Below are 25,842 nucleotides of genomic sequence, written 5' to 3' on the forward strand. Positions count from 1 at the left end.
GTAGTTGACGAAGCGTTTTGTTCGTCAGCAGCAGAGAAGCGAGATTATCTAGTGTTTCGTGATTCTCGTCAACCCCTTGTTCTGCATCGCTGTTTCGTTTGATCCGTCGCAGCGCTGCGGGGACAGAACTATAGCAAAGCCCCACCACGTTTGGCAAGGGTGAGTTTTGACAGCCCGCAACTTTTCTTCCTTCCATTCCCCGTTTTATGCAGACTGTCGCAACACCATGGCGTATCCGCCCCGCCTTGCGTACAGTTGCACCATCAGAAAAATCCGAGAGCACTAGATGTTTCCTCAACCGAAAGCACAAGACATCGTGAGAACTATCCTGGGCTGGCTGCACCGGGGCTTTGACGCCACCGCCACCTGGGTAACCCAGCTATCGTGGTGGAAATTCTTCCTGTTTGCCGCGCTGTCGATGATGGCCGCCTCGATCTTGCAAGATGAATTGTTCTCGTCCGGCCCGGATGAGGAATATGCGCAAATCGTGCGCGACAAGAAACATGCACGTCATTCCGACACCAGCATCACCATTGATGACAGCGGCATCCACTTCAATCCACGCGGCAACAAGGCACGCAAGGAATCCGCATCCGCCGAGGCGCCTGCCACCCCGGAAGCGCCGGAACCACCAGTTTCGCCAGAAGCGCCCGCAGCCCCCGCCCAACCAGCACCGCCCGCGCCCATACACGGGAGCAAGCCGTTAAAGCCCGGCCACGCCGCGCCAGCCCTGCCTGGCGACGAAGTCCATATTGAATTGCCGCCGCAAATCGGCGAAGAATTGTCGAACGCCATCGAAGAAGCCGTCGATGACGCAGCCGAGCAAAAGGTGTCGCGCTATCACAAACAGGCATCGACCTGGTTCAAGAGTTTCATTTTCCTGCTGATCCTGGCCCTGTTTGGCACCAAGGCGCTGATGGGCGGCAAGAAACGGGCGGAAGCACAAACCCAGTACGCCAATGCGGCCGCCGAGCGCGAATCCATGCAGCGCCAGCTGAGCGAAGCCAAAATGCAAATGATGCAAGCCCAAGTGGAGCCGCACTTCCTGTTCAACACCCTGGCGTCGGTGGAATACCTGATCGAGACCGACCCGCCGCGCGCGTCCGCCATGCAGCGCAGCCTGATCAAATACTTGCGCGCCGTGCTGCCGCAAATGCGCGACAGCAGCCTGGTGACCAACCTCGGCCGCGAAGCGGACATGGTGGCGGCCTACCTGGCACTACTGAAAATGCGCATGGAAGAACGCTTGACGATCGAGTTCAGCATTCCCGAAGGCCTGCGCACCGCCGCCTTCCCGCCCATGATGCTGCAATCCATGGTGGAAAACGCCATCAAGCACGGCCTGGAAGGCAAACCGGAAGGCGGCACCTTGCTGGTGCGCGCACACGTGGCGCACAACAAGCTGCATGTGACGGTAGCCGATGACGGTCTCGGCTTCGGCGCCAAACCCAGCGATGGCACCGGCCTGGGCTTGTCCAATATCCGCGAACGCCTGAAGCTATTGCATGGCAATGAAGGTTCGCTGAACATTGAACCGAACTCCCCAAGCGGCGTGATTGCCACGATCGAAGTGCCTTACGCGCTGGCGGCGAAAAAACCGGATTGATAATCGGTCCAATTCCATGAATAATGACCGAACGTATTTTTAACAATATTTCATTATGCCAACAGCAATCATTGCCGATGACGAACGCCTGATGCGCGACCAGTTGCGTATGCGCCTGGGGCAAGTCTGGCCCGAACTGGAAATCGTCGGCGAAGCCAAGAACGGCGATGAAGCCATCGAACTGGTCGATCAGCTCAATCCGGACTTCACCTTCCTCGATATCCGCATGCCGGGCAAAACCGGCATGGAAGCGGCCGCCGTGATCGGCGATAAAAGCCGCGTGGTCTTCGTGACAGCCTACGATGCCTATGCGGTGGAAGCCTTTGAACGGGGCGCCATCGATTACGTCTTGAAACCGCCGGAGCTGGAGCGCCTGCAAATCACAGTCGAGCGCCTGAAAGCCCGCCTGGCCGCACCGGCCGGCACACCCGCCGCAGGCGGCGACGTCAATGCCAGCATGGCCGCCATGCTGAACCAACTGGCGGAAAAGATCGGTGCGCCGAAGAAAACGTATTTGCAATGGATCCAGGCCAGCATCGGCCAGGATTTGCGCATGATCCCGGTGGAAGAAATCCTGTTCTTCCGCTCCGATGAAAAATACACGTGCGTGCAGACCGCCAAATATGAAGCGCTGATCCGCAAGCCCGTACGCGACCTGGCCGAGGAACTGGATCCAGACTTGTTCTGGCAAATTCACCGCGCCACACTGGTTAACGTGAACGCCATTGAAGGGGTCACGCGCGATATCCGTGGCCGTCACTTGGTGATGATCAAGGAGCGTCCGGAAAAACTGGAAGTGTCGCGTTCGTTCCTGCACCTGTTCAAACAAATGTAAGCCCGCGATGAGCGGCGTTGCCGCTCATCAACACCCCTCCCCTGATGCTGCGCCAGATCAACCCTGGCAACACAGCGCTATCCTACTTTGTCACCATGGCGGCCCATTCCCGGCCGCATGGAGGGCAACATGGAACAGCGCAACAAACCCTCGCGCGGCCGGCGCAACGAGCGCAGCATCGGCCGCCGCACCGCCGACACATCCCCGCTGCAAACTGTCCGCGACGATGAACGATCCCATATTGCGCGGGAATTGCATGATGACCTGGGCCAGTTGCTGGCGACCTTGCGGGTGGACTTGAATTTACTGGAACGCCAGCCGGCGCTGCCCCATGCGGCGGCGACGCAAGTACACAGCATGGACCAGTTGCTGTTGTCGGCCATCACGTCGCTGCGACGCATCGCCAGCAACCTGCGCCCCCGCGCGCTCGATGACGGCAGCCTGTATTTCGCACTGCAAGCGCTGTGCCTGGATTTTGCCCGGCGCAATCCCTTGCGCTGCGAACTGGACGTACTGGAATCCGAACTGTGTTTCGATGACCACTACAGCACGGCAGTGTTCCGCATCGTGCAAGAGTCGCTGACCAATGTGGCGCGCCATGCCAAGGCGCACCGGGTGCGGGTCGCGGTGCGGCGCAACGGCGCATGCCTGCGCATCATGATCGAGGACGATGGCGTCGGATTGACGGACGACGATTTGCGCAAACCCCATTCACTGGGGGTGATCGGCATGCGCGAGCGGGTGCAGGGATTGCGGGGTGATATGTCGATCCGCGGCCAGGGCGGTACCCGCGTCACCATCTCACTGCCGCTGCCGGGCCTGTCGGACGTCGCTGCGCCAGCCGCGCCTGCAGCATAAGTTCCGGCTTCAGCCACAATCGAAAAAGCGCCCCGCAGGGCGCTTTCGGCATTCAAACCCGATGCGGCGGCTTAGAACGAATGGCGGATGCCCAGGTTGAAGGCGCTGTCGCCCGAACCAGCTTCGTTGTTGTTGCCAACGGTGTAGCCGGCGCCGTTCTTGTTCTTGATACGGGCATAGGCGGCGTAAGTCGACGTGCGTTTCGACAGCGGGTACAGGTAGCCCACGCCGATCTGGTTGGCATCCTGGTTGTTGATGGTCTTGTCGTTCATGCGGGTGTACGACGCCAGCAGATTGCCTGGGCCAACAGGCACGCTGGCGCCCAGCAGCAGGTTGTCGCTGTCGGACGAGGCTTTCGGCGCCACCTTGAAACCAAAGGCGTTCGCCACTGGAACGGCCGAGCTGCCGGCGCCCTTGTTGGCTTCCCAGCCGAAGAACGCTTTGACGACTTTGAAGTCGTAGTTGGCGGCCAGCAACGTGTTCTTGGCCTTGTCTTTCGGCGCGGTGCCGACCACATCCAGGTTGCGGTTGTTATGGACCAGGCGCACGTTCAGTGCGTCTTGCGAGAAGTTCAGGCCCAGGCCGAACTGACGGCCGGCGGTGCTGCTGCCAGCCTGCTCGCCCAGCGCATACAGCGCATCGACGGTGAAGCCGGAGAACGACGGCGTGCTGTACACGATCGAGTTGCTGGCGCGGGTGTTGGCGCCGGCGGTCGGGAACAGGTTCTTGGCGGAGCCGGCGTAGCCGGCGCCGAACGGGTCGGCCACCTGGCTCAGTGCGTTGTACAGCATGGTGTACTGGCGGCCGATGGTCAGCGAGCCCATTTCCCTGGATTTCAGGCCAACCGTTGCCAGGCGGTTGAACAGGGCGCCGGTGGTGTTGTCCATCGTGCCGTCGTCAGCTTTGAAGCCGTTTTCCAGGTTGAACACGGCTTGCAGGCCATTGCCCAGATCTTCAACACCACGGAAACCGAGGCGTGATTGACCACCGATGCCGCTGGTGACTTTGGTGAGGCTGCCGGCGGCGCCGCCGCTCTCGCGAACCAGGCCGGCGTCGACCAGACCGTAGATGGTCACGTTCGATTGAGCCTGGGCTTGAGCCGAGAACGCGCCGATGAGCAGTGCTGCCAGAGTAAGTTTTTTCACTTGATGATCCATTGTTAGTTGAGAGGGTTGTCGCCTGAAACTGGACGGGGCGAATCATGCCTATCAAATACTTCAACAATGTGACATCAGCAATTTATTTGCAGAAAGATAGTTACTCTGGATGCCGGCTTTTTACGGCATTGTGACGTTATTTCAGGCGGCAGGTGGCTAGCCAGTAGTACCCGAGACGCTCGGTACGCACTTCGCGGGCGGCGGTGGCCAGGCGTTTGCGCAGCCAGCTGTCGGTCGGGTAATTCTTCATGATTTCAAGGCGTTCGCCCTGCGGCGTGATGCGGAACTGATACGTGTTGCCATCCGCATCCGTGCGGGCGATCGGCACACTGACACCTTCCACCTGGTTGCTGTCGATCAGCACCAGCAGCGCATCCTTGCCCAGTTTCGAACGCAGCAAGGCCAGGTATTTGTCCTGTTCGGCACGGCCGACGTGCGACCACCACCCTGCCGCGAAGCAGGCCGTAAACTGGCCAGCCGGGATCGTGTCCAGGGTGCGGGCATCGCCCAGCGCGAACGTGACGACGTCCGGATCGACATCGCGTGCCGCCGCCAGCGCCAGCATTTCCGGGCAGGTGTCGATGGCGGTGACTGATTCGGCGCCCATGCTGATGAATTCCGTCCAGTAGCCGGAACCGCACGCCAGTTCCAGCACCTTGTGGCCCTGCATCAGTTCAGCCACGGCTTCCTGCAAGGTTTCCAGGTCATCCTGGCGGTCTTCCTGCTCGTAGACCGCATCGTACGAGCTGGCGCATTGCGCATAATATTTTTCTAACGTGTTCATAATTCGTAGGTATCTTTCTCTCCATGCATAGCCTGCTCGATCAACTTGCGGTTCAGCGTTGGCGCGAGCAGTTCTATGAACGTATAAATATAGGAGCGTAAATAAGCGCCCTGCTTGACGGCCACCCGCGACACATTCATGCCGAACAGGTGTCCGGCAGGGATGGCGCGCAGCGCACGGTCGCGCTCCGGGTCGAAGGCCATGCCGGCAATGATGCCGATGCCCATGCCCAGTTCCACGTAGGTTTTAATGACGTCCGCGTCGATGGCTTCCAGCAGCACGTCCGGCTTCAAACCCCGCAACGAGAACGCATGATCGATCTTGCTGCGTCCCGCAAAGGCGCCATCGTAGGTGATCAGCGGGAAAGCTGCAATCTCTTCCAAGGTAATCGTCTTGGCGCGCAGCAGCGGATGGTCGGGCGGCACCACCACCACGTGCTCCCATTGATAACATGGCAACGTTACAAGATTTTCCATTCCGGCAATGGATTCCGTGGCAATGCACAGGTCCGCCTGGTCTTTCTGCACCATTTCCGCGATCTGGCGCGGATTGCCTTGCAATAAAGATAAGCGCACTTTGGGGAATTTCAGCATGAATGCCTGCACCACTTTCGGCAAGGTATAGCGCGCCTGCGTATGGGTCGTGGCAATCGTAAAGCTGCCGCTGTCCTGCGCCGCGTATTCTTTGCCGATGCGCTTCAGGCTGTCGATTTCCTGCATGATCAGTTCCACTGAACTCAGCACCAGGCGGCCCGGCTCGGTCAGTCCCCGGATCCGCTTGCCATGGCGGGTAAAAATATCAACGCCCAACTCTTCTTCCAGCTCAATGATGGCCTTGGAAACACCCGGCTGGGAGGTGAACAGGGCTTTGGCGGCATCCGTCAGGTTGTAGTTCTGGCGGACCGCTTCACGGACAAACCGCAATTGGTGAAGGTTCATTCTTATTAGGGCTCAGTGTGGGGCTCAGTGGCTCAATGGTATTGGAGGGGCATGCCTATACGCTATTTTACGCCCATGCTTATGCCCAATACGTATATAAGCAAATAAAGACTAAGTAGTTTGGAATAAAGCTGGAGTTTATTACCATTGTGGCCAGTTGGGGATACTTTGTAAGAGCCAGCCCGGGTGTTCCACCCCTCAGGCGCAAGCGAATTTATTAGGAACGATATGTATCAATACGATCAATACGACCATCTCATCGTGCGTGAGCGCATCGCCCAGTACCGCGACCAGGTACGCCGCCGCCTCGCAGACGAGTTGACCGAAGCTGAATTCCTGCCGCTGCGCTTGCAGAACGGCCTGTACATGCAGCGTCACGCTTACATGCTGCGTATCGCCGTGCCATACGGCTTGCTGGCAAGTAAGCAAATGCGCATGTTCGCGCACATCGCCCGCAAGTACGACCGCGGCTATGGCCACTTCACCACCCGCCAGAACATCCAGTTCAACTGGATTGAACTGGAGCAGACTCCGGACATCTTGGCCGACCTGGCCTCGGTGGAAATGCACGCGGTCCAGACTTCGGGCAACTGCATCCGCAATGTGACGTCCGACGAATACGCCGGCGTGGCCGCCGATGAAATCATCGATCCGCGTCCCTATGCGGAAGTGTTGCGCCAGTGGTCGACGTTCCACCCGGAATTCCTCGCGCTGCCGCGTAAATTCAAGATCGCCATCAATGGCGCGAAAGAAGACCGCGCCGCGATCGCCGTGCACGACATCGGCCTGACCGTGGTGCACAACGACGCTGGCGAAATCGGCTTCAAGGTCATGGTCGGCGGCGGCATGGGCCGGACGCCGATCCTGGGCACCGTGATCCGTGAATTCCTGCCACGCGAACACTTGCTGACCTACATCGAAGCCGTGATGCGCGTGTACAACCAGTACGGCCGCCGCGACAACAAGTACAAGGCCCGTATCAAGATCTTGCTGAAAGCCGTCGGCGCGGAAGAATTCACCCGCCAGGTCGAGGAAGAATGGGTGGACTTGAAAGACACGGCGCAGACGCTGACCCTGGAAGAAATGGAGCGCGTGATCGCTTACTTCCAGCCGCACGCGTACCAGCCACTGGCCAATATCGAGCAAACCGAAGCCGCATCGAACAAAGCGTTCGCCAACTGGCTCAAGCGTAACGTCAAGGCCCACAAGCAGGCCGGCTACGCAGTCGTCGTGCTGTCGGTGAAGAAAACCGGTGTGCCGCCGGGCGACGCGACTGCCGAGCAAATGGACTTCATGGCCGATATGGCGGACCGCTACAGCTTCGGCGAACTGCGCATCACCCACGAACAAAACGTGGTGCTGGCCGACGTAGAGCAGTCGAAACTGTTCGCACTGTGGCAGGAAGTCAAGGCGCATGGCCTGGCCACGCCGAACATCGGCTTGCTGACCGACATGATCTGCTGCCCTGGCGGCGACTTCTGCTCGCTGGCCAACGCGAAATCGATTCCAATCGCGGCCGCCATTGCGGAACGTTTCGACAACCTGGATTACCAGCACGACATCGGCGAGATCGAACTGAACATCTCCGGCTGCATCAATGCTTGCGGTCACCACCACGTGGGCAATATCGGCATCCTCGGCGTCGACAAGGATGGCAGCGAATGGTATCAAGTGTCGATCGGCGGTGCGCAAGGCAACAGCGCCGCGATCGGCAAGATCATCGGCCCGTCGTTCTCCGCGCTGCAAATGCCGGAAGTGATCGGCCGCCTGCTGCAGGTGTATGTCAAGGAGCGCGTCGAAGGCGAACGCTTTGTCGACACCGCCCAGCGCCTGGGTATCGCGCCATTCAAGGAATTTGTGTACGCCACGCCGATCACCGATGCGGGCCGCCTGGTAGGAGAAGATGAATATGTCTAAGATCATTAAGAACCGCGAAATCGTCAGCGATGACTGGTTCGTGTTGCGCGCCGAGGAAGGCCAGGAAGCCGCCGCGCTGGAAGTGCCGGCAGGCAAAGTCATCGTGCCGCTGGCCACCTGGCTGGCCCAGCACGAGGAATTGGCGATCCGCGCCCAGACCGGCCAGATCGGCGTCTGGTTCGCCAGCGATGAGCGTCCGGAAACCCTGAAGGGCCAGTTCGGCAACTTCGCCGTGGTGGCCGTGGACTTCCCGAAATTCACCGACGGCCGCGGCATGTCGATCGCCTACAACCTGCGCATGCGCCTCGGCTACACCGGCGAATTGCGCGCGATTGGCGACGTGCTGCGCGACCAGCTGTTCTCGATGAGCCGCGTGGGCTTCAACGCCTTCGCCACCCGTCCGGACCGCAGCATTGAAGATGCGCTGAAAGGCTTGTCGGACTTCTCGGAAACCTACCAGGCGTCGGTTGACCAGAAATCCCCGCTGTTCCGTCGCCATGCTCGTAGCGTCCCGGTGGAAACCAACGATATCGGCGCCGGCATTTAAGAGGCCACCATGAGCGACTTAAGTACATTGGTGGCCGCTAGCACGGCCACACTGGAGCGTATTGCCCGCGATTTCACGCCGGCCGTGTTTGCTTCCAGCCTGGCAGCAGAAGACATGGTGGTGACCGACCTGATCTTGAAGAATAAGTTGCCAATTGGCATCTTTTCACTGGAAACCGGCCGCCTGCACCCGGAAACCCTGGCCATGGTGGACAAGGTCAAGGAAGTGTATGGCTATGACATCACCTTGTACCGTCCGGACACCGCCGCGGTGGACGCGTATGTGGCGAACAACGGCTTGAACGCGTTTTACGACAGTGTCGAGATGCGCCGTGAATGCTGCCGCATCCGCAAGGTCGAACCGCTGGGCCGTGCCCTGGCCGGCAACAAGGCATGGGTCACGGGCCAGCGCCGCGCGCAGGCGGCGACCCGCACCTCGTTGATGGTGGAAGAAGATGATCCAGCCCACTTCATGACCAAGTTTAATCCGCTGGCGGACTGGTCTGAACAAGATGTCTGGGACTATATCAAGAGCAATAACGTGCCGTACAATGCGTTGCATGACCAAGGTTTCCCATCGATCGGCTGCGCTCCTTGCACGCGCGCCATCGAACCTGGCGAAGATGTGCGCGCCGGCCGCTGGTGGTGGGAAAACCCGGACTCCAAGGAATGCGGCTTGCACGTCGTGGACGGCAAACTGGTACGCATCAAATCCGTGAACGCTTAAGACGTTTACGCGCGAAAACAATAGGTACAGAAAAATGAATACTGTAGTTGACCGTTACGCTTCGACCATCGGCCTGTCCGAAGTCAATGCGCGCCACCTGGATACGCTGGAATCCGAAGCCATCCACATCATGCGCGAAGTGGCTGCCGAGTGCTCCAACCCTGCCCTGCTGTTCTCTGGCGGCAAGGATTCCGTCGTACTGCTGCGCATCGCGGAAAAAGCTTTCCGTCCTGGCAAGTTCCCCTTCCCGCTGGTGCACGTGGATACCGGCCACAACTTCCCGGAAGTCATTACCTTCCGCGACAAGCGCGTGGCCGAACTGGGCGAGCGCCTGATCGTCGGGTCGGTGGAAGACTCCATCAAAAAAGGTACGGTGCGCCTGCGTAACCCGCAAACGGATTCCCGCAATGCTGCGCAAGCGGTGACCTTGCTGGAAACCATCGCTGAACACGGCTTTGACGCCTGCATCGGCGGCGCCCGCCGCGATGAAGAAAAAGCCCGTGCCAAGGAACGGATCTTCTCGTTCCGCGATGAATTCGGCCAATGGGACCCGAAAGCCCAGCGTCCGGAACTGTGGGACTTGTATAACACCCGCGTGCATCCGGGTGAAAACATGCGCGTATTCCCGATCTCGAACTGGACCGAGCTGGACGTCTGGCAATACATCGCCCGCGAGCGCCTGGAACTGCCGCCGATCTACTTCGCGCACGAACGCCAGGTGATCCCGCGCAACGGCTTGCTGGTGCCGCTGACCGACCTGACCCCGCCACGCGAAGGCGAGACCGTGCAAACCCAAGTGGTGCGTTTCCGTACCGTGGGTGACATTTCGTGCACCTGCCCGGTGTCGTCGGATGCGGAAACGGTGGAAGCCATCATCGCTGAAACCGCAGTGACCGACGTGACGGAACGCGGCGCCACCCGGATGGACGACCAGACCTCCGAAGCCTCCATGGAAAAACGTAAAAAAGCAGGGTACTTCTGATGAACGCACGCATTGAAAACAACGGTGAACACCTGGCGCAACACAGCCTGCTGCGCTTCATTACCGCCGGCTCCGTCGATGACGGCAAGAGCACCCTGATCGGCCGCCTGCTGTATGACAGCAAGGGCATTTTCGCGGACCAGCTGGCGGCGGTCTCGCGCGCCAAGAACAAGCGCACCGTGGGCGACACGATCGACCTGTCGCTGCTGACGGACGGCCTGGAAGCGGAACGCGAACAGGGCATCACCATCGACGTCGCCTACCGCTATTTCGCCACGCCGAAGCGCAAGTTCATCATCGCCGACACTCCGGGCCACGAACAGTACACCCGCAACATGGTGACGGGCGCCTCCACCGCGGACGCCGTGATCATCCTGGTCGACGTGTCGAAGGTGAAACTGCGCGAAGACGGCGGCGTTGACTTGCTGGTCCAGACCAAGCGCCACTCGACCATCGCCCACCTGCTGCAAATCGAGCACGTGATCGTCGCCGTCAACAAGATGGACCTGGTGAACTATGACCAGGATATCTATGACCGCATCGTCAAGGCTTACCATGAATTCGCCGCGACCCTGGGCTTGAAGGACATCGTCACGATCCCGCTGTCGGCGCTGACCGGCGACAACGTGGTGGAAGCCGGCGGCAACATGCCGTGGTACAAAGGTCCGACCCTGATCGATCTGCTGGAAGGCTTGTCGGTGTACGACGAGGCGCACCAGTCGCCATTCCGCTTCCCGGTGCAGCTGGTGGCGCGCCACAACGGCCACGAAGCCAACGACTTCCGCGGCTACATGGGCCGCATCGAAGCCGGCAGCGTGAAGGTCGGCGACAAGCTGGTGGTGCAACCGTCGGGCGTGGAAGCCACCGTCAAGGAAATCGTGACCTTCGATGGCAACCTGCAGTCGGCGTCGGCCGGCCAGTCGGTCACCATCCTGCTGGACGAGTACCGCGACATTTCGCGCGGCGACGTGCTGGCGCAAGCGGATGCCCCGGCCACGCTGCTGAAAAATGTGGAAGCCGATGTGTGCTGGCTGTCGGAAGACAAGCTGGACGTGCGCCGCAAATACTGGATCAAGCACGGCACCAAGCAAACCATGGCCAAGATCACCAAGGTCGAGTCCCTGCTGGACATCAACACCCAGCAGCGCAGCGATGCCGAGACCCTGAAGCTGAACGACGTGGCGCGCATTGCGCTGACCGTGCAGCAGCCGCTGGCCGCCGACGATTACACGGCCAGCCGCGCCACCGGCGCCTTCATCCTGATCGATGAAGTGACCCACCAGACCGTTGCTGCGGGCATGATCCGCATCGCCGGGTAATTTGGAAACACGTAGGGCGGCTTGGGTTCATCAAGCCGCCGTGCCAGCGTGGCGCTGGTGGCGACGCGGGCATGGCGGCTCGCAAGCGAACCGCCCTACGCATTTTGAGCCAACGACCATATGACACTCCCCGGGAAGGTTTATCTGATCGGCGCCGGCCCCGGCGCCCAGGACCTGATCACCTTGCGTGGTGCAAAGCTGCTGGCGCAAGCCGATATCGTGCTGCACGATGCGCTGGTGACCGGGGAGATGCTGGAACTGTGCCCGCAAGCCGTCAAGGTTTCCGTGGGCAAGCGCTCCGGCCAGCGTTCGATGGCGCAGGACGCCATCAATGAACAACTGGTCGCGGCGGCGCTGCAATATCAATTGGTGGTGCGGCTCAAAGGGGGCGACCCCATGCTGTTCGGCCGCGCCGACGAAGAATTGCGCGCGCTGGAAGCGGTCGGCATCGACGTCGAAATCGTACCCGGCATTACCACCGCCGTGGCGGCGGCCGCCGCCACCAAGCAGCCATTGACCAAGCGCGGCATCGCGCGCAGCGTGGCCTTCTTCACGTCGTCCACCGCGCCGGAACATGCCGCCAGCAACGTCATGCCGGACAGCGACACCCTGGTGCAATACATGGGCGGGCGTGAAGCCATCATTACCGCCGAGCGCCTGCTGGCCCAGGGACGACGTCCGGAAACCCCGGTGGTCGTGATTGAAAACGTCAGCCGCGCCGACCAGGGCATCCTGCGCATGACCCTGTCGGACCTGGCGCAAGGCCTGGCCGTGGCCCACGGCCCGGTGCTGGTGATGGTGGGTGAAGCAATGGCGCAACGTCCAGGACAGCCTGACGATCATCCGTCGCTGTGAAACCTTGCCCTTGTGGCAATTATCAAGTGTAATGGGGGTTTCCGCTCCAGCGAAACTCCATGCGCGTCCTCCCCTTTTCCGCACTGGCCCTGTGCGCCAGCGTCGCCTTTGCCCAGGCCCCTGCCGCATCCTCGGCCCCTGCAGTCCCTGAATCTCCGTTAGCCGCCCTGCCCTATACGCCCGGCCTCGATGTCAGCGCCATGGACCGCAGCGCCGATCCCTGCCAGGACTTTTACCAGTACAGTTGCGGCGGCTGGATGCGCAACAATCCGATCCCGGGCGACCAGAGCGCATGGAGCGTGTACGCCAAGGTGGCGCAGGATAACCAGCGCTACCTGTGGGGCATCCTGGAATCGCTGGCCGCGCAGGCGGAAGGCCGCAATGCCAGCCAGCAAAAGATCGGCGATTACTTTGCCGCCTGCATGGATGAAACCGCCATCGAGGCGCGCGGCGCGGCGCCGTTGCAAGTGTACCTGGCGCAAATCGCCGCCCTGCCATCGAAGCAGGATTTACCCGCGCTGCTGGCCACCCTGCACCGCGAACTCAACGCCGGCATCTTGCTGGGCTTTGGGGCCGGGCAGGATATGGCGGACGCGTCGCAAACCATTGCCTATGCCGGGATCGCCAATGCCGGCTTGCCGGACCGCGACTATTACCTGAAAACCGATAAAAACTCGAAAGACATGCGCCAACAGTATGTGGCGCACGTGGCCCGCTCGCTGCAACTGGCCGGCGTGGCGCCCGCCGCCGCCAAACGCCAGGCCAGCGCCATCCTGCGGCTGGAAACCGTGCTGGCCCAAGCGTCCCTGTCACGCGTGGACCAGCGCGACCCCTATAAACTGTTCCACAAAATGGACCGCAAGGGCCTGCAAAAGCTGACGCCATCGTTCGACTGGAATGCCTACCTGGCCGGCATGGACCAGGCCAGCCTCGAGACGTTCAATGTGACGCAGCCCGCCTACCTGGCCGCGCTGGAGCGGCAATTGCGCACATTGCCGCTGGAGGACATCAAGGCGTACCTGGCATGGCAAACCACGCGCACCCTGTCGCCGTATCTGTCGCGCGCGTTTGACGAGGAAAGCTTCGGCTTTTACAAAAAGACGCTGCTGGGCGTGCCGCAACAGCAGCCGCGCTGGAAGCGCTGCGTCCAGCAAGTCGACCAGCAGCTTGGTGAAGCCTTGGGAAAGGAATTCGTCGCGCGCGCCTTCAGCCCGGAATTGAAGGCGCGGGTGCAGCACATGACGAAGAAAATCGAAGAAGCCATGGCGCGCGACATCGATGAATTGACGTGGATGGGCAGCGGGACCAAGGCCCGCGCCCGCGAAAAACTGCGCGCGGTGGCCAACAAGATCGGCTACCCCGACCAGTGGCGCGACTACAGCGCCTATACCGTGGCGCGCAACGATTACGCCGCCAACGTGATCAATGGCGCGGTGTTTGAAACGCGGCGCCAGATGGGCAAGATCGGCAAGCCGCTGGACCGGAGTGAATGGGATATGACGCCGCCCACGGTCAATGCGTATTACAACCCGCAAATGAATGACATTAACTTCCCGGCCGGGATCCTGCAGCCGCCGCTGTACGATGCAAAAATGGATGCGGCGCCCAACTACGGCAATACCGGCGGCACCATCGGCCATGAACTGATCCACGGTTTCGACGATGAAGGCCGCCAGTACGATGCGCAGGGCAATCTGAAAGACTGGTGGGACAAGAAAGATGCGGCGGCGTTCAACCAGCGCGCGCAATGCATCACCGACCAGTATGCGCAATACACGGTGGTCGACAACATCAAGATCAACAGCAAACTCACCCTTGGTGAAGATGCGGCCGACCTCGGCGGCCTGCTGCTGGCGTGGATGGCGTGGAAGTCCGACATCGCGGGCATGACCTTGGAAAGGCGTGATGACCTGACGCCGGAACAGCGTTTCTTTGTCGGCTATGCGCAATGGACGTGCGAGAGCCAGCGCCCGGAACGCCTGCGGGTCAACGCCGCCACCGATCCTCATTCGCCGGGTAAATACCGGGTCAACGGCGTGGTGGTGAATATGCCGGAATTTGCCAAGGCATTTGCGTGCAAGCAGGGACAGGCGATGGCCAAGCCGGCGGGCAAGGTATGCCGCGTGTGGTGAGCTGCTAAAATACCGCCTTCGATTTTCAGGAGGTCACATGCAGCAGCCCAACGAAGTATTTGAACGCGCCCGTCAGGCCCGCCAGGAAGGACGTTTCCAGGATGCGGTGAAGGACCACCTGTGGCTGCACGAGCATGCGCTGGAAGCGTCGCCGGAATGGAATGGCGTGCGCCTGTCGTTTGCGCTGCGCGACTGGATTTACCTGGCCGAACAATTCCCGCCGGCCCGCACGGCGCTGCAGGCGATCCGCGACCGGGAAGCGGCGCGCATGCTGCAGGGCGCGGCCTCGGTGGAGCGCTTCCGCGAAGTGGCCTCCATCAATGAAGCGCTGGGCGAAGTCCCGGCCACGCACCAACTGTTCCTGGCGCTCGATTCAGTCGACGCCAGCGTGGCGGAACAGTGCGCGGAACTGGCCATGAATGCGCTGGTCAAGTGCGAAGACTTCCAGCTGGCCCGCCGCTTCCTGCCCTCGCCGGAACAGCGCATCGCGCAACTGGCGGAACGCCTGAATGGCGCGGCCGACGCGCTGGCCAGCCAGCCGGCATCGGCGGCGCCGACCCTGCTGGCCTTTGTGCTGAACTATGCGAAGGAAGTGCGGCTGGTGCTGGCCGTGCTGCGCGGCATGGACGAGGCGGATGAGGCGGACAATATGAAGAAAGCGGCGCTGGACGCCATCCGTTCGGACGGCTTGCGCGCGATTATGCAGCGGGAACTGGACAATCCGGGGTCGACCCTGGCGGCCATGGCCAGGCAGCAGGAGCAGGACGGCGACGCGTGATTCGCAGGATGGCACCATGGCAGCGCGTAACCCGTAGGGCGGCATTGACAATGCCGCCATGCGTGCGCCGCGTTGACATATGCATGGCGGCTTCGCCTTCGGCAAAACCGCCCTACGGGTTCGGCGCGATCGCTCCAGCGCAGTAATCGGCCATTGCATTCAATACATCCGGGGCTTCGCCCACCGCCGTCGCGACCGTGAAGCGAATTTGCGGATACTTCACTTTCAATTCGTCGACCATCAGCGGCAAATCGCGCAGCACATGCCCGCCCTGTCCCAGGAACACCGGCACCAGCGCGATGTCAGCCACGCCTTCGGCCGCGAGCTGATCGACCCGCTCCGGCAACCGGGGCGACATCAATTCCAGGAACGCCAGCGATACATCGACCTCCGGCAAACGCGCCTGCGTCAGGCCGCGCAAGCGCTCGAATGGGGCAGCCCAGCTGGCCGCGCGGGCGCCGTGGGCAAACAGGATCATCGCGCGCGCAGTCATATCATTTCCTTCATCAGTGCCGCTCCACCCACCACAGGGCGCCGCCTGCCAGCATCAGGTACACCATCGATGGCGCCGCTGCCGTCATCACCGGCGGCCAGGTCGACAGCAAGCCAATATGCGAGAACAAGGTATTGACCAGCATGAAGCTCACACCGATCATGACGCCAATGAAAATCTTCAGGCTGACACCGCCGCTGCGGGTATGCAGGTAAGCGAACGGCAGCGCCAGCGCCATCAGCACAAAAATCGCCAGCGGGTCGATCAGCTTCTTCCAGAAAGCGATTTGGAAGCGGTGGGTTTCCTGCTTGTTTTCCGCCAGGTGGCGCGTATACACGGCCAGCTCGTTGGCCGACATGCGCTCCGGGTCGCGCCGCGACACCTGCAAGATCTTCGGCGTGATTTCTGAAACGAAATCGCGCGTCGCCACTTTCACGGTATCGATGATGCTGGTTTCCTGGCCAAAGTGATTGGCCGCCGTCGCCACGCCGCCCGACGCCGTCAGGCCCGGATTACTGAAACGGGTCTCCGTCACGTCATACAGCCGCCACACGCTGTTGCCCTGGAAGGTGGCGGTCTTGGCCTCGATCAGTGAGCGCATCCGGAAGTTGTTGTCGAACTCGTACAAGGTGACGCCGCTCAGCAAGCCATCGGGACGCGCCTCGCGCACGTTGAAGAAGCGCGACCCTTGCACGTCGCCCGTCAAGCCACTGCTCTTGATGATGTCCTTGGTCCACAGGCCGGAGCGGAATTCCGCCGCCACGGCGGCGCCGCGCGCCGACAATTTGACCTTTTCCGCCACCGGCGCCGTGCGCGGCACGATGAATTCCCCGAGGATATAGGCCACCGCCACGATCACGATGCCAACGCGGAACAGCATGCCGGCCGCGCGGCGCGTCGACATGCCGGCCGCGCGCATGATGGTGAATTCCGACGACGAGGCGAATTGCGCCATCGTATAAATGGTGCCGATCAGCGCCGCCACCGGCAGCACGCGGTAGATCCGCTCCGGCAGCAGGATCGCCACATACAGCAAGGCGTGCTGGATGCCGTAGCCATTCTTGCCGACGTCCGGCAACTCTCCCGTCAAATCAAAGAACGCCGCCAGCCCCAATAGCGCCAGCATGCAAAACGCCACCGCCTGCGCAATCGACGACGCGAAATACCGTTGCAGCACCGACATTACGCACCGCCTTTCGTGCGGGCCTGGGCGCCGCCATTCTTGAAGCGGGCCCACATGGCACGCGGGTGGTAGCGATGATTGACGTTGGCGCGCCAGGCAAACAGGCCCAGCACCACCAGCAGGATCAACAGGTGCAGCGGCCACCAGGCCATGCCGAACACGTACTTGCCCTGCTTGACGCTGGCTTCAAACACCTTGATCAGGTTCTGGTAGCTGAAGAACACCAGCAGCGCCACGATCAGGTTGGCCGAACTGCCGGCGCGGGGATTGACAAAGCCGAGCGGGATCGCCAGCAACAGCAGCAATACGCACATGATGGGCACCGACATGCGCCACAGGATTTCCGCCTGCGCATAGGCGCCTGGAGTGCGCAGCAATTCACTGCTCGGCATCGCTTCGACCTTCAGTTCGGAACCGGCGGCCGCTTCCTGGCTGGCCACGCGCATGCTGTACTTTTCAAATTCCATGGTCTGGAATTCCGGGCTGCCAGGCTTGCCCTGGTAGCGGCGGCCGTTCTTCAATTCCAGGAAGCGCGTGCCATCCGCGCTTGTGGTGATCGAGCCTTCCTTGGCCACCACCACGGCGGTGCCCTTTTCATCGACCGTATTGACGAACACGTTGTGCACCACGGCGGTCTGGCCGGACACGCCTTCGACAAAGAAGATCCGGTTGCTCGACGCGGATTCGCGGAACTGGCCGGGCGACACTTGCTGCAAGTCTTCGCGCTTCTGGAAGCGGTCGGTGTATTCGATGCTCTTTTGCTTGGCCCACGGCGTCGCATAAAACGCCAGCAGCGCCGTCAACAGCACGATCGGCATGCCGAACGTCAGCACCGGGCGGATCCAGCGTGCCAGGCTCAGGCCGGACGCAAACCACACCACCATCTCGGACTCGCGGTAGGTGCGCGTCACCACCATCAGCACTGAAATAAAGCTGGTGAGGATCAGCACTGTTGGCAGATAATTCAGAGCTGCGAACGCAAGCAGCGCGATGACGTCTTCGGACGCCACTTTACCGCCGGCGGCTTTGCCGAGGATGGTGATCAGGGTCCAGGTGACACTGATGGAGAACAGTACCGTGAAGGTGGCCCCGGCCGCACTCGCCAGCTCGCGTTGAAGGGCACGATGAAAAATCATTCGAAAGTTATAATTCGGTCGGTAAAAAATTAGTCAGAAGCAGAGGTCAAAAGCCGAAGCTATTTACTCGCCGGTATCGGCCGGATCGGAAAACACAGCAACATCACGGAGAAATCTAATGGACTTTAGCATAAAAGCATTCGACGCCAAAAACACCATCACGTCCGCTAAAACCGGCTGCGTGGCTGTCGGCGTCTATGAAAACAAGAAGCTGACCGCTGAGGCAAAAGCCCTCGATGGCAAAGGCGAAATCTCCGCCGCTCTGAAGTCCGGCGACATCACCGGCAAGGCCGGCACCACCCTGCTGCTGCGCGGCGTACAAGGCGCACAAGCCGAACGCGTGCTGCTGGTGGGCCTCGGCCCTGACGAAGCCGTCAGCGAAAAAAGCTTCGCTTCGGGCGTGCAGGCCACGATCAAGGCGCTCTCCACCCTGGGCGCGGCGGACGCCATTATCGCATTACCAATGGCCGAAGTGAAAGACCGCGATACCGCGTGGGCCATCCGCGCCGTGGTACAGGCCGGCCGCGAAGCCGTATACCGCAGCGACACGCAAAAGAGCAAGAAAGACCCGGCCTACGCCGGCGTGAAGAAACTGGCGCTGGCCGTGCCGAACAATGCCGCCAGCAAGACCGCGCTGGCACAAGCGATTGCGATCGCCAACGGCATGGAACTGACCAAGGACCTGGGCAACCTGTCGGCCAACGTCTGCACCCCGACTTACCTGGCCAACACCGCCAAGAAGCTGGCCAAGGACTACAAGTTTGAAGTGGAAATCCTGGACCGCAAACAGCTCGAAGCCCTGAAGATGGGCAGCTTCCTGTCGGTCACAGCCGGCTCCGAGCAGGCGCCGAAGTTCATCGTGCTCAAGCACAAGGGCGGCAAGGCCAAGGATGCACCGGTGGTACTGGTCGGCAAAGGCATCACGTTCGACACCGGCGGCATTTCCATCAAGGCCGGTCCGGGCATGGATGAAATGAAATACGACATGTGCGGCGCCGCGTCCGTGCTGGGCACCTTCCGCGCCATCGGCGAAATGGGCCTGGACCAGAACGTCATCGGTATCGTCGCAGCCTGCGAAAACATGCCGTCGGGCCGCGCCACCAAGCCGGGCGACATCGTCACCTCGATGAACGGCCTGACCATTGAAATCCTGAACACCGACGCCGAAGGCCGCCTGGTCCTGTGCGACGCGCTGACCTATGCAGAGCGCTTCAATCCGGCCGCCGTGATCGACATCGCAACCCTGACGGGCGCCTGCATCGTGGCGCTGGGCCACCACCACAGCGGCGTGTTCGCGCGCGACGACGACGCCGGCAACAAACTGGCCGACGCACTGCAAACGGCCGGCAAAGCCACCGGCGACACCGCATGGCGCCTGCCGATCGGCGAGCAGTACAACGAACAGCTGAAGTCGAACTTTGCCGACCTGGCCAATATCGGCTCGCCGGGCGGCGCGTCGTGCACGGCGGCGGCATTCCTGGAAAACTTCACCCGCAAGTATGCGTGGGCGCACGTGGACATCGCCGGAACCGCCTGGAAGTCGGGCGCCGCCAAAGGCGCTACGGGCCGTCCGGTACCATTGCTGACCACGTACCTGCTGAACCGCTGACCGGCGGCTCACAGACGTTAAAAAAGGCGCTAAGGCGCCTTTTTTACTATCCGCTGCGGTTGCCGCAGGCGCCGCCCCTCCGTTAATACACAATCCGGCCTTCGGGCGGCATATAACGGGGATCCGGCGCATCGCGCGTCAGCACCACGGTGACCGTCCCCGGATAGTCAAATCCGCGCCCCGTTTCGCGGTCCAGCTTATTCCCCAGTCCCGCCGTGAACACGTAATTACCCCACAGCGTACGGTCCTGGCGCGAACCCACCAGTTCATCGGACGCGGCGCCATCCTTGCGGCAATCGACACGCAGCGGCCCCGCCGCCTTCTTCACCGTGACTTTGGCCGGCGTCATGACAAACCAGCGCCCCGCCGCGTTCGACAACACACAGCCAACACCATCGACCGGCCTGTAGTCGAGCACAGTCTGCACCAGCAGGGTTTGATTGGATGACTGGGTCAGCGTGCCGCACCCCGTCAGCAACACGGATGCGGCGGCTACGGCAAAGGCGGTCCAGGCGGACCGGGGCAAAAAACGTGGCATGGTAGCCTCAGCGGCGGACAGGCACCGGCAGGCTGGCCGGCACAGGCACGGCGGTCACGCTGTTTTTCGGGCTGCCATCGACCAGGCGGTCCGAATACACCAGGTAAACCAGCGCGTTGCGCTTCACATCCACCATGCGCACCACCCGTACATGCTTGAAAAACACGGAGGCGCGCTCAGTGAACACTTCCTCTTGCAACGGCAGCGGCGCGCTGAACTTGAGGTCTCCCACCTGGCGGCAAGCGACGGAGGAATCGGCCTTGTCTTCGGCCAGACCAATGGCGCCTTTGATGCCACCGGTTTTTGCGCGGGAGAGATAGCAGCTGACACCCGCGACGCGCGGGTCGTCAAAGACATCGACCACGATCTTGTGGTCAGGGCCAAGCAGTTTAAATGCCGTATCGACCGAACCAATGGTTTCGGCCGGAACGGCGGCGGCAAGCCCCCACAGCAGCGCTGCGGCAGCTGGTTGCCACTGGCGTATCCGCAAGCGCATCAGCGCTCGGCCGCCTTGCTGTCGGTTTTACGCGCGGGTGCGCCGACTGCCGGTTGCGACGAGGAACCCATACGCAGGTTTTGAATCACCTTGCGGATATCGTCCATGCCGGATTCGCCATCGAGGCTCATAAACGCAGCCAGGACTTCATTGAGTACCTGGTTACGCATGGCCGCCTGGTCCTGTTCAATCACAGGAGGGCGCTGTACGCCGGGGCGTGCCATCGCGGGCTTCTCGGCAACATCCTTCGCAGCCGTTTTGCGTCCCGCAGGCGCTTTACCGTGTTCCAGCGCCGCTTGCCAGATTACCCAGCGGCGTTGCGTTTCAAAGACCAGATACTCTTCCGGTTTGTCTTCGCGGCGGCGGACAATGTGTCCGTCACGCTGCGCCCATGCTTCGAATGCAGATCGCATTTTAGTCCTTTACCAATGCTTCACGCATGAATTCACTGTTTAACAACTATTTCCCAATAGTACCATTACTTGACGCACCTCAACACATTTGTCTCGAAAATGTTACTTAAGAAAAAATCCAGTTCCTACCCTGACAACTATAAGTATATTTCGATTTACGGCAACCGTTTATGGAATCTTAGTACCAATTTGATAACTATGAAGCATTAACGGCAATTTTTTTTATTGTTGTTACATTTTGCAACACGTTTCGTCGTATGGGACGCACAACCTTGCTGTTTGTCCAGCACGTATAATGCCGTCCACGAGAAAAACTTGCCAACACGATAGGATTCCCTCATGAAATTAGCCACGTGGAATGTAAATTCCCTGAACGTCCGTTTGCCCCATGTTTTGAAGTGGCTCGAGGAAAATCCCGTCGACGTCCTGTGTATTCAAGAAACAAAATTAACCGACGACAAGTTTCCCGTCGCTGCCATCGAAGCGGCAGGCTACCACGTGGTCTACAGCGGCCAGAAAACCTATAACGGCGTCGCCATCCTGTCGAAGCACCCGATCGCCGATGTGGTGGTCAACAATCCCCATTACGAAGACGTACAGCAGCGCATCCTGGCCGCCACCATTGCCGGCATGCGCATCGTCTGCGCCTACGTGCCGAACGGCCAAGCGGTGGGCACCGACAAATATGACTACAAGCTGGGCTGGCTGAAATCGTTCCGCGACTGGCTGGAAGCCGAAGCGGCGGTCCATCCGAACCTGGCCGTGCTGGGCGACTACAACATCGCCCCCGATGACCGCGACGTGCACGACCCGGCGGCCTGGAAAGACCAGGTACTGTGCTCGGTGCCTGAACGCACCGCGCTGGACGCCCTGTTCAACCTCGGCCTGTGCGATTCCTTCCGCCTGTTCGAACAGGCCGACAAGACGTTCAGCTGGTGGGACTACCGCATGCTGGGCTTCCAGAAGAACAAAGGCTTGCGTATCGACCATATCCTGCTGTCGGCGCCGCTGGCCAAGCGTTGCGTGTCGTGCGTGGTGGACCGCGCGCCGCGCAAGTGGGAACAGCCGTCCGATCACGCGCCCGTGATCGCCACGCTGAGCGCCTGACCGCGGCGTCCCGGAATTTATGCGGCCGCCCGCCGCTCCAGCAGGTGCACCGCATTCTGGCGGGGCACCGGCTGCGAGAACAGGTAACCCTGCGCATACTGGCAGCCCTGCTGCTGCAACAGTGCAAACTGCTCTTCGGTCTCCACCCCTTCCGCCACCACCGATAACTGCAAACTGTCCGACAGCGCAATGATGGCGGCCACGATGGCGCGGTCTTCCGCGCTGTCTTCCAGGTCCTTGATGAACGCGCGGTCGATCTTGATCTTCTTCACCGGGAAGCGCTTCAGGTAGGCCAGGCTGGAATAACCGGTGCCGAAATCATCGATCGACAGGCGGATGCCCATCGCATTGATCTGCCCCAGGATTTCCATCGTATGTTCGCCGTGCTGCATCAGCGCGGTTTCCGTGATCTCGAATTCAATCAGCGACGGATCGATGCCGGTTTCATCGAGGATGCGGCGGATCGAATCGACCAGCCCGCGGTGCATGAACTGGCGTGGCGACAGGTTCACTGCCAGCGGCACCGGCTCCAGTCCCATGCGCTGCCATTCCATGCTTTGCTCGCACGCGCGCCGCATCACCCATTCGCCGATCGGCACGATCAAGCCGTTTTCCTCGATCAGCGGGATAAAGCTGTCCGGCATCACCAGGCCCTGGGCCGGACGGCGCCAGCGCAGCAGCACTTCCATCGTGTGGACGCGGCGCGTGGCGATATCGATAATCGGCTGGAAATGCGGCTCGAACTGGCCCAGCGCCAGCGCGCTGCGCAAATTGCTTTCCAGTTCAAAGTGCTGGGCCGCCGCCAGGTTCATTTTCTGCGTAAAGAACTGGTAATTGTTACGGCCCGCCGCCTTGGCGTGATACATGGCGCCGTCCGCATGGCGCATCAGGGTTTCCACGTCGGTGCCATCATCCGGATAGATGCAGATGCCGATCGACGGCGTGATGTGCAGCATGCGCCCTTCCAGCGGGAACGGCGCGGCCAGCGCTTCAATGATTTTTTCCGCCACCCGCGCCACTTCATCGGTGGAGCGGATGCCCGGCACCAGCACCACGAATTCATCGCCGCCCAGGCGCGCCACGGTATCGCTGGCGCGCACCGCGCGGCACAGGCGGCTCGCCACTTCCTTCAACAACTGATCGCCCGTCATGTGGCCGAGCGAATCGTTGATGGTCTTGAAGCGGTCGAGGTCGAGGAACATGACGGCCAGGCGCCGGTCCGAACGCTGCGCCGCCAGCATCGCGCGGTCCAGGCGGTCCGCCAGCAGCGCGCGGTTCGGCAAGCCGGTCAGGCTGTCGTGGTAGGCCATGTGGTGCACCCGCGCCTCGGCCTGGCGCCGCTCGACGATTTCGCCCTGCAGCAGCGCATTGGCGCCCGCCAGTTCCGCAGTGCGCTCCAGTACGCGCACTTCCAGTTCGTCCCGCGCCCGGATCAAAGCTTCATCGGCGGCGCGCCGCTCGGTGATGTCATCGACCAGCCAGACCGAACGCCCTTTCGGCTGGGTCAGGTCGAACGGCCGGCCCGACAGGCGGGCCCAGAACCGGCTGCCATCCTTGCGCACCAGCAGATGCTCGGATTTATTGACGCGGCCCGCTTCGAAGTCGCGCGCGGTTTCCTGGCGCGCCGCATCCCAGCCGGCGCGGTCGGCATAGAACGCCTGCACGCTGAGGTTGGACATTTCTCCTGCGGCATAGCCAAACAATTCTTCCATTTTGCGGTTGCAGCGCAGGTTATAGCCGTTTTCACAAACGGAAATCCCCAGCACGGCGGAATCCAGGATCGCTTCATTTTCCAGCAGCGCATTGCGCAGCGATTCTTCCGCCTGCTTGTGCTCCGTGCGGTCTTCGACGATCCAGATGGTGCCCTGGCTCGGATCCTCCGGATTGACGACATAGGCGATCAGCTGGGCCCAGAACGTGGTGTCGTCCTTGCGCCGCATTTCCACTTCGGTCTGGAATGGCTTACCTTGCGCCAGCAGCGGGCCGGCCGCGGCGCCCAGTTGTTCGTACGCTTCCATTGTCGGGTACAGCGAATAGCCGGGCATCTCCAGGCCTTCGTCGCCGTCATAGCGGAACATGTCGCCAAAGCCCCGGTTATAGCGGGTGATGATGCGATTCTTGGTGAACAGGATGGAAATCGACGCATTGGTCATGATGGCTTCGACTTCCATCTGCGTCTGGCGCGACTGCGTGATGTCTTCCATGATCCAGATGGTGCCGCCATCCTTGACCTTGCTGACGGCCTGGGCCCGTACCCGGCACCAGATCAGCGCACCATCCTTGCGGCGGAATTGCATTTCCTTTTTTTCGAACGGCAAGCCCGCGCCCAGCACAGGCCCTGCTTCGGCGCCGAATTGCCCGTAGACTTCGGGCGACACGAACAGCTCCACCGCCGCACGGCCATACATGTCTTCGCGCGTATAGCCAAACATGTCGGCGAAGCGCGGGTTGCAGGTCAACATGGCGCGCTGCCGGGTGAACAGGATGCCGACCGATGCGTTGTCGAGGATGGCGCGCTGTTCCAGCACCAGCTGCTGCATCGATTCTTCCGCTTCTTTCTGTTCACCGATATCTTCGATGATCCACACCGTGCCTTCGGCCATCTCGGAGGGATCGAGCGCACGGCCATAGACCCGGGCCCAGAACAATTCGCCGCCGTTGCGGCGCAGCTGGGTCTCGGTGCGAAATGAAATACCCTGCTCCATCAGCGGGCGCGATGCCTCGATCAGTTCGATGCGCGCCTCGTCGCTGGGATACAGGATATTGCCGCTTTCCCCTTCCAGCTCATGGCGCGCATAGCCGAACATTTCCGCCGCGCGGATATTGCATTCGAGGATGTAGCCGGCCTTGCCGAAAATGATGCCGACCGCCGCGTTTTCCAGGATCGCCTGCTGTTCCAGCAGCGCCTTGCGCAGCGCGCGCTGATCGCGCTGGAACACGCCGATATCGTGGAACACCACCATCGCGCCGCCCGGCAGCACGCCTGGCGGCAGCGGTTTCAAACGCGCTTGCACGGCCACATACTGGCCATCGCTGGCGGCGATGCAGCTTTCCCATTGGCGGTTTGCGGCCCGTGGCGACTGAGCCGGCACTTGCGACTGATGCAGCGCCGCCATGAATAGCGCCTGGCTGTCGGCTGCCACATGGCGCGCCCACAAGTCGGCCAGCGCGCGGCCGGCCTGCGGCTGCCCCAGCAACGCATCGAGTTCTTCGCTGGCCGCCACGATCCTGCCTTCCGCGTCGCACGCGCAGGCTGGCAGCCCCGCCAGTTGCAGGGCAAATGCCACGGATTCAGGATGGGCTGGAACAGCGTTCATTAACACCTGGGCACCTTGTAAAAAACGCCACCCATCTGGAGCAGGCAGCGTCGTTGCCAGATCATAACCACAATCCCACGCTAATGCCACCGAAGGGATCCGACTGCCGCCTCTAA

At 61.2% G+C, this 25,842-nt stretch carries 24 protein-coding genes; 13 read left to right on the forward strand and 11 right to left on the reverse strand.

Features of this window, described 5'->3' with window-relative positions; translation table 11 throughout:
* On the reverse strand, window positions 1-283 hold a 283-nt coding region (locus AC1RRC_RS07770; RefSeq protein ID WP_493054715.1), incomplete at its 3' end, for a hypothetical protein.
* A gap of 3 nt (window positions 284-286) precedes the next feature.
* Here AC1RRC_RS07770 and AC1RRC_RS07775 point away from each other — a divergent pair.
* The 3 genes from AC1RRC_RS07775 to AC1RRC_RS07785 all read left to right on the forward strand — a co-directional run bounded on the left by AC1RRC_RS07775 (window position 287) and on the right by AC1RRC_RS07785 (window position 3,299).
* Window positions 287-1,606 (forward strand): sensor histidine kinase, encoded by a 1,320-nt coding sequence (locus AC1RRC_RS07775; RefSeq protein ID WP_493054716.1) that lies wholly within the window; start codon window positions 287-289, stop codon window positions 1,604-1,606.
* Between the two features lie 55 nt (window positions 1,607-1,661).
* Entirely contained in the window at window positions 1,662-2,441 is a 780-nt protein-coding gene (locus AC1RRC_RS07780; RefSeq protein WP_493054717.1) for a LytR/AlgR family response regulator transcription factor, read from the forward strand.
* Window positions 2,442-2,570: 129 nt separating this feature from the next.
* Entirely contained in the window at window positions 2,571-3,299 is a 729-nt protein-coding gene (locus AC1RRC_RS07785) for a sensor histidine kinase (protein WP_493054718.1), read from the forward strand.
* Between the two features lie 71 nt (window positions 3,300-3,370).
* On the opposite strand, the gene AC1RRC_RS07790 is transcribed toward AC1RRC_RS07785, so the two are convergent.
* From AC1RRC_RS07790 to AC1RRC_RS07800, 3 genes are all read right to left on the reverse strand, one after another.
* Complete coding sequence (locus AC1RRC_RS07790; RefSeq protein ID WP_493054719.1) at window positions 3,371-4,444, reverse strand: porin; 1,074 nt, start codon at window positions 4,442-4,444, stop codon at window positions 3,371-3,373.
* A gap of 148 nt (window positions 4,445-4,592) precedes the next feature.
* On the reverse strand, window positions 4,593-5,240 hold the full coding sequence (locus tag AC1RRC_RS07795) for a class I SAM-dependent methyltransferase (RefSeq protein ID WP_493054720.1): 648 nt from the start codon (window positions 5,238-5,240) through the stop codon (window positions 4,593-4,595).
* Window positions 5,237-6,178, reverse strand: a complete 942-nt coding sequence (locus tag AC1RRC_RS07800) for a CysB family HTH-type transcriptional regulator (protein WP_493054721.1) — start codon at window positions 6,176-6,178, stop codon at window positions 5,237-5,239. The genes AC1RRC_RS07795 and AC1RRC_RS07800 overlap by 4 nt, the downstream gene beginning before the upstream one ends.
* Window positions 6,179-6,406: 228 nt before the next feature.
* Between AC1RRC_RS07800 and AC1RRC_RS07805 the strand changes: the two genes are divergently transcribed.
* From AC1RRC_RS07805 to AC1RRC_RS07840, 8 genes are all read left to right on the forward strand, one after another.
* A complete protein-coding gene (locus tag AC1RRC_RS07805; RefSeq protein ID WP_493054722.1) occupies window positions 6,407-8,095 on the forward strand; it encodes a nitrite/sulfite reductase in 1,689 nt (562 codons plus the stop codon).
* On the forward strand, window positions 8,088-8,642 hold the full coding sequence (locus AC1RRC_RS07810; protein ID WP_493054723.1) for a DUF934 domain-containing protein: 555 nt from the start codon (window positions 8,088-8,090) through the stop codon (window positions 8,640-8,642). Before AC1RRC_RS07805 ends, AC1RRC_RS07810 begins: the two co-directional genes overlap by 8 nt.
* Before the next feature lie 9 nt (window positions 8,643-8,651).
* The gene (locus tag AC1RRC_RS07815) at window positions 8,652-9,368 is read left to right on the forward strand and encodes a phosphoadenylyl-sulfate reductase (RefSeq protein WP_493054724.1); all 717 of its coding nucleotides are present in this window, start codon (window positions 8,652-8,654) and stop codon (window positions 9,366-9,368) included.
* 34 nt (window positions 9,369-9,402) lie between these two features.
* Window positions 9,403-10,350, forward strand: a complete 948-nt coding sequence (gene cysD / locus AC1RRC_RS07820) for a sulfate adenylyltransferase subunit CysD (protein WP_493054725.1) — start codon at window positions 9,403-9,405, stop codon at window positions 10,348-10,350.
* The gene (locus AC1RRC_RS07825; protein WP_493054726.1) at window positions 10,350-11,669 is read left to right on the forward strand and encodes a sulfate adenylyltransferase subunit 1; all 1,320 of its coding nucleotides are present in this window, start codon (window positions 10,350-10,352) and stop codon (window positions 11,667-11,669) included. The genes cysD and AC1RRC_RS07825 overlap by 1 nt, the downstream gene beginning before the upstream one ends.
* Before the next feature lie 120 nt (window positions 11,670-11,789).
* Complete coding sequence (gene cobA, locus AC1RRC_RS07830; protein ID WP_493054727.1) at window positions 11,790-12,524, forward strand: uroporphyrinogen-III C-methyltransferase; 735 nt, start codon at window positions 11,790-11,792, stop codon at window positions 12,522-12,524.
* A 59-nt stretch (window positions 12,525-12,583) separates the two neighbouring features.
* Entirely contained in the window at window positions 12,584-14,656 is a 2,073-nt protein-coding gene (locus AC1RRC_RS07835) for a M13 family metallopeptidase (RefSeq protein WP_493054728.1), read from the forward strand.
* Window positions 14,657-14,693: 37 nt separating this feature from the next.
* On the forward strand, window positions 14,694-15,434 hold the full coding sequence (locus tag AC1RRC_RS07840; protein WP_493054729.1) for a hypothetical protein: 741 nt from the start codon (window positions 14,694-14,696) through the stop codon (window positions 15,432-15,434).
* A 112-nt stretch (window positions 15,435-15,546) separates the two neighbouring features.
* Here the strand turns inward: AC1RRC_RS07840 and AC1RRC_RS07845 are convergent, their stop codons facing one another.
* From AC1RRC_RS07845 to lptF, 3 genes are read right to left on the reverse strand one after another with little or no spacing between them, the layout of a single operon-like run.
* Window positions 15,547-15,927, reverse strand: a complete 381-nt coding sequence (locus tag AC1RRC_RS07845) for a sirohydrochlorin chelatase (RefSeq protein WP_493054730.1) — start codon at window positions 15,925-15,927, stop codon at window positions 15,547-15,549.
* A gap of 13 nt (window positions 15,928-15,940) precedes the next feature.
* The gene (gene lptG, locus AC1RRC_RS07850; RefSeq protein WP_493054731.1) at window positions 15,941-17,110 is read right to left on the reverse strand and encodes an LPS export ABC transporter permease LptG; all 1,170 of its coding nucleotides are present in this window, start codon (window positions 17,108-17,110) and stop codon (window positions 15,941-15,943) included.
* Window positions 17,110-18,246, reverse strand: coding sequence for an LPS export ABC transporter permease LptF (lptF, locus tag AC1RRC_RS07855; RefSeq protein WP_493054732.1), 1,137 nt, complete (start codon window positions 18,244-18,246; stop codon window positions 17,110-17,112). The genes lptG and lptF overlap by 1 nt, the downstream gene beginning before the upstream one ends.
* 118 nt (window positions 18,247-18,364) lie before the next feature.
* On the opposite strand from lptF, the gene AC1RRC_RS07860 reads away from it, so the two are divergent.
* A complete protein-coding gene (locus AC1RRC_RS07860) occupies window positions 18,365-19,855 on the forward strand; it encodes a leucyl aminopeptidase (RefSeq protein WP_493054733.1) in 1,491 nt (496 codons plus the stop codon).
* 82 nt (window positions 19,856-19,937) lie between these two features.
* Here the strand turns inward: AC1RRC_RS07860 and AC1RRC_RS07865 are convergent, their stop codons facing one another.
* The 3 genes from AC1RRC_RS07865 to AC1RRC_RS07875 are packed head-to-tail and all read right to left on the reverse strand — an operon-like array spanning window position 19,938 to window position 21,302.
* Window positions 19,938-20,393 (reverse strand): hypothetical protein, encoded by a 456-nt coding sequence (locus AC1RRC_RS07865; protein ID WP_493054734.1) that lies wholly within the window; start codon window positions 20,391-20,393, stop codon window positions 19,938-19,940.
* Between the two features lie 7 nt (window positions 20,394-20,400).
* The gene (locus AC1RRC_RS07870; RefSeq protein ID WP_493054735.1) at window positions 20,401-20,889 is read right to left on the reverse strand and encodes a CreA family protein; all 489 of its coding nucleotides are present in this window, start codon (window positions 20,887-20,889) and stop codon (window positions 20,401-20,403) included.
* Window positions 20,889-21,302, reverse strand: a complete 414-nt coding sequence (locus AC1RRC_RS07875; RefSeq protein WP_493054736.1) for a phiTE_015 family protein — start codon at window positions 21,300-21,302, stop codon at window positions 20,889-20,891. The genes AC1RRC_RS07870 and AC1RRC_RS07875 overlap by 1 nt, the downstream gene beginning before the upstream one ends.
* A 339-nt stretch (window positions 21,303-21,641) precedes the next feature.
* Here AC1RRC_RS07875 and xth point away from each other — a divergent pair, with 339 nt between their 5' ends.
* On the forward strand, window positions 21,642-22,409 hold the full coding sequence (gene xth, locus AC1RRC_RS07880) for an exodeoxyribonuclease III (RefSeq protein WP_493054737.1): 768 nt from the start codon (window positions 21,642-21,644) through the stop codon (window positions 22,407-22,409).
* A gap of 17 nt (window positions 22,410-22,426) precedes the next feature.
* On the opposite strand, the gene AC1RRC_RS07885 is transcribed toward xth, so the two are convergent.
* Window positions 22,427-25,726, reverse strand: a complete 3,300-nt coding sequence (locus AC1RRC_RS07885; protein ID WP_493054738.1) for a bifunctional diguanylate cyclase/phosphodiesterase — start codon at window positions 25,724-25,726, stop codon at window positions 22,427-22,429.
* Between the last annotated feature and the right edge of the window lie 116 nt (window positions 25,727-25,842).

The organism is Pseudoduganella sp. GW821-FHT12E03, assembly GCF_058807115.1.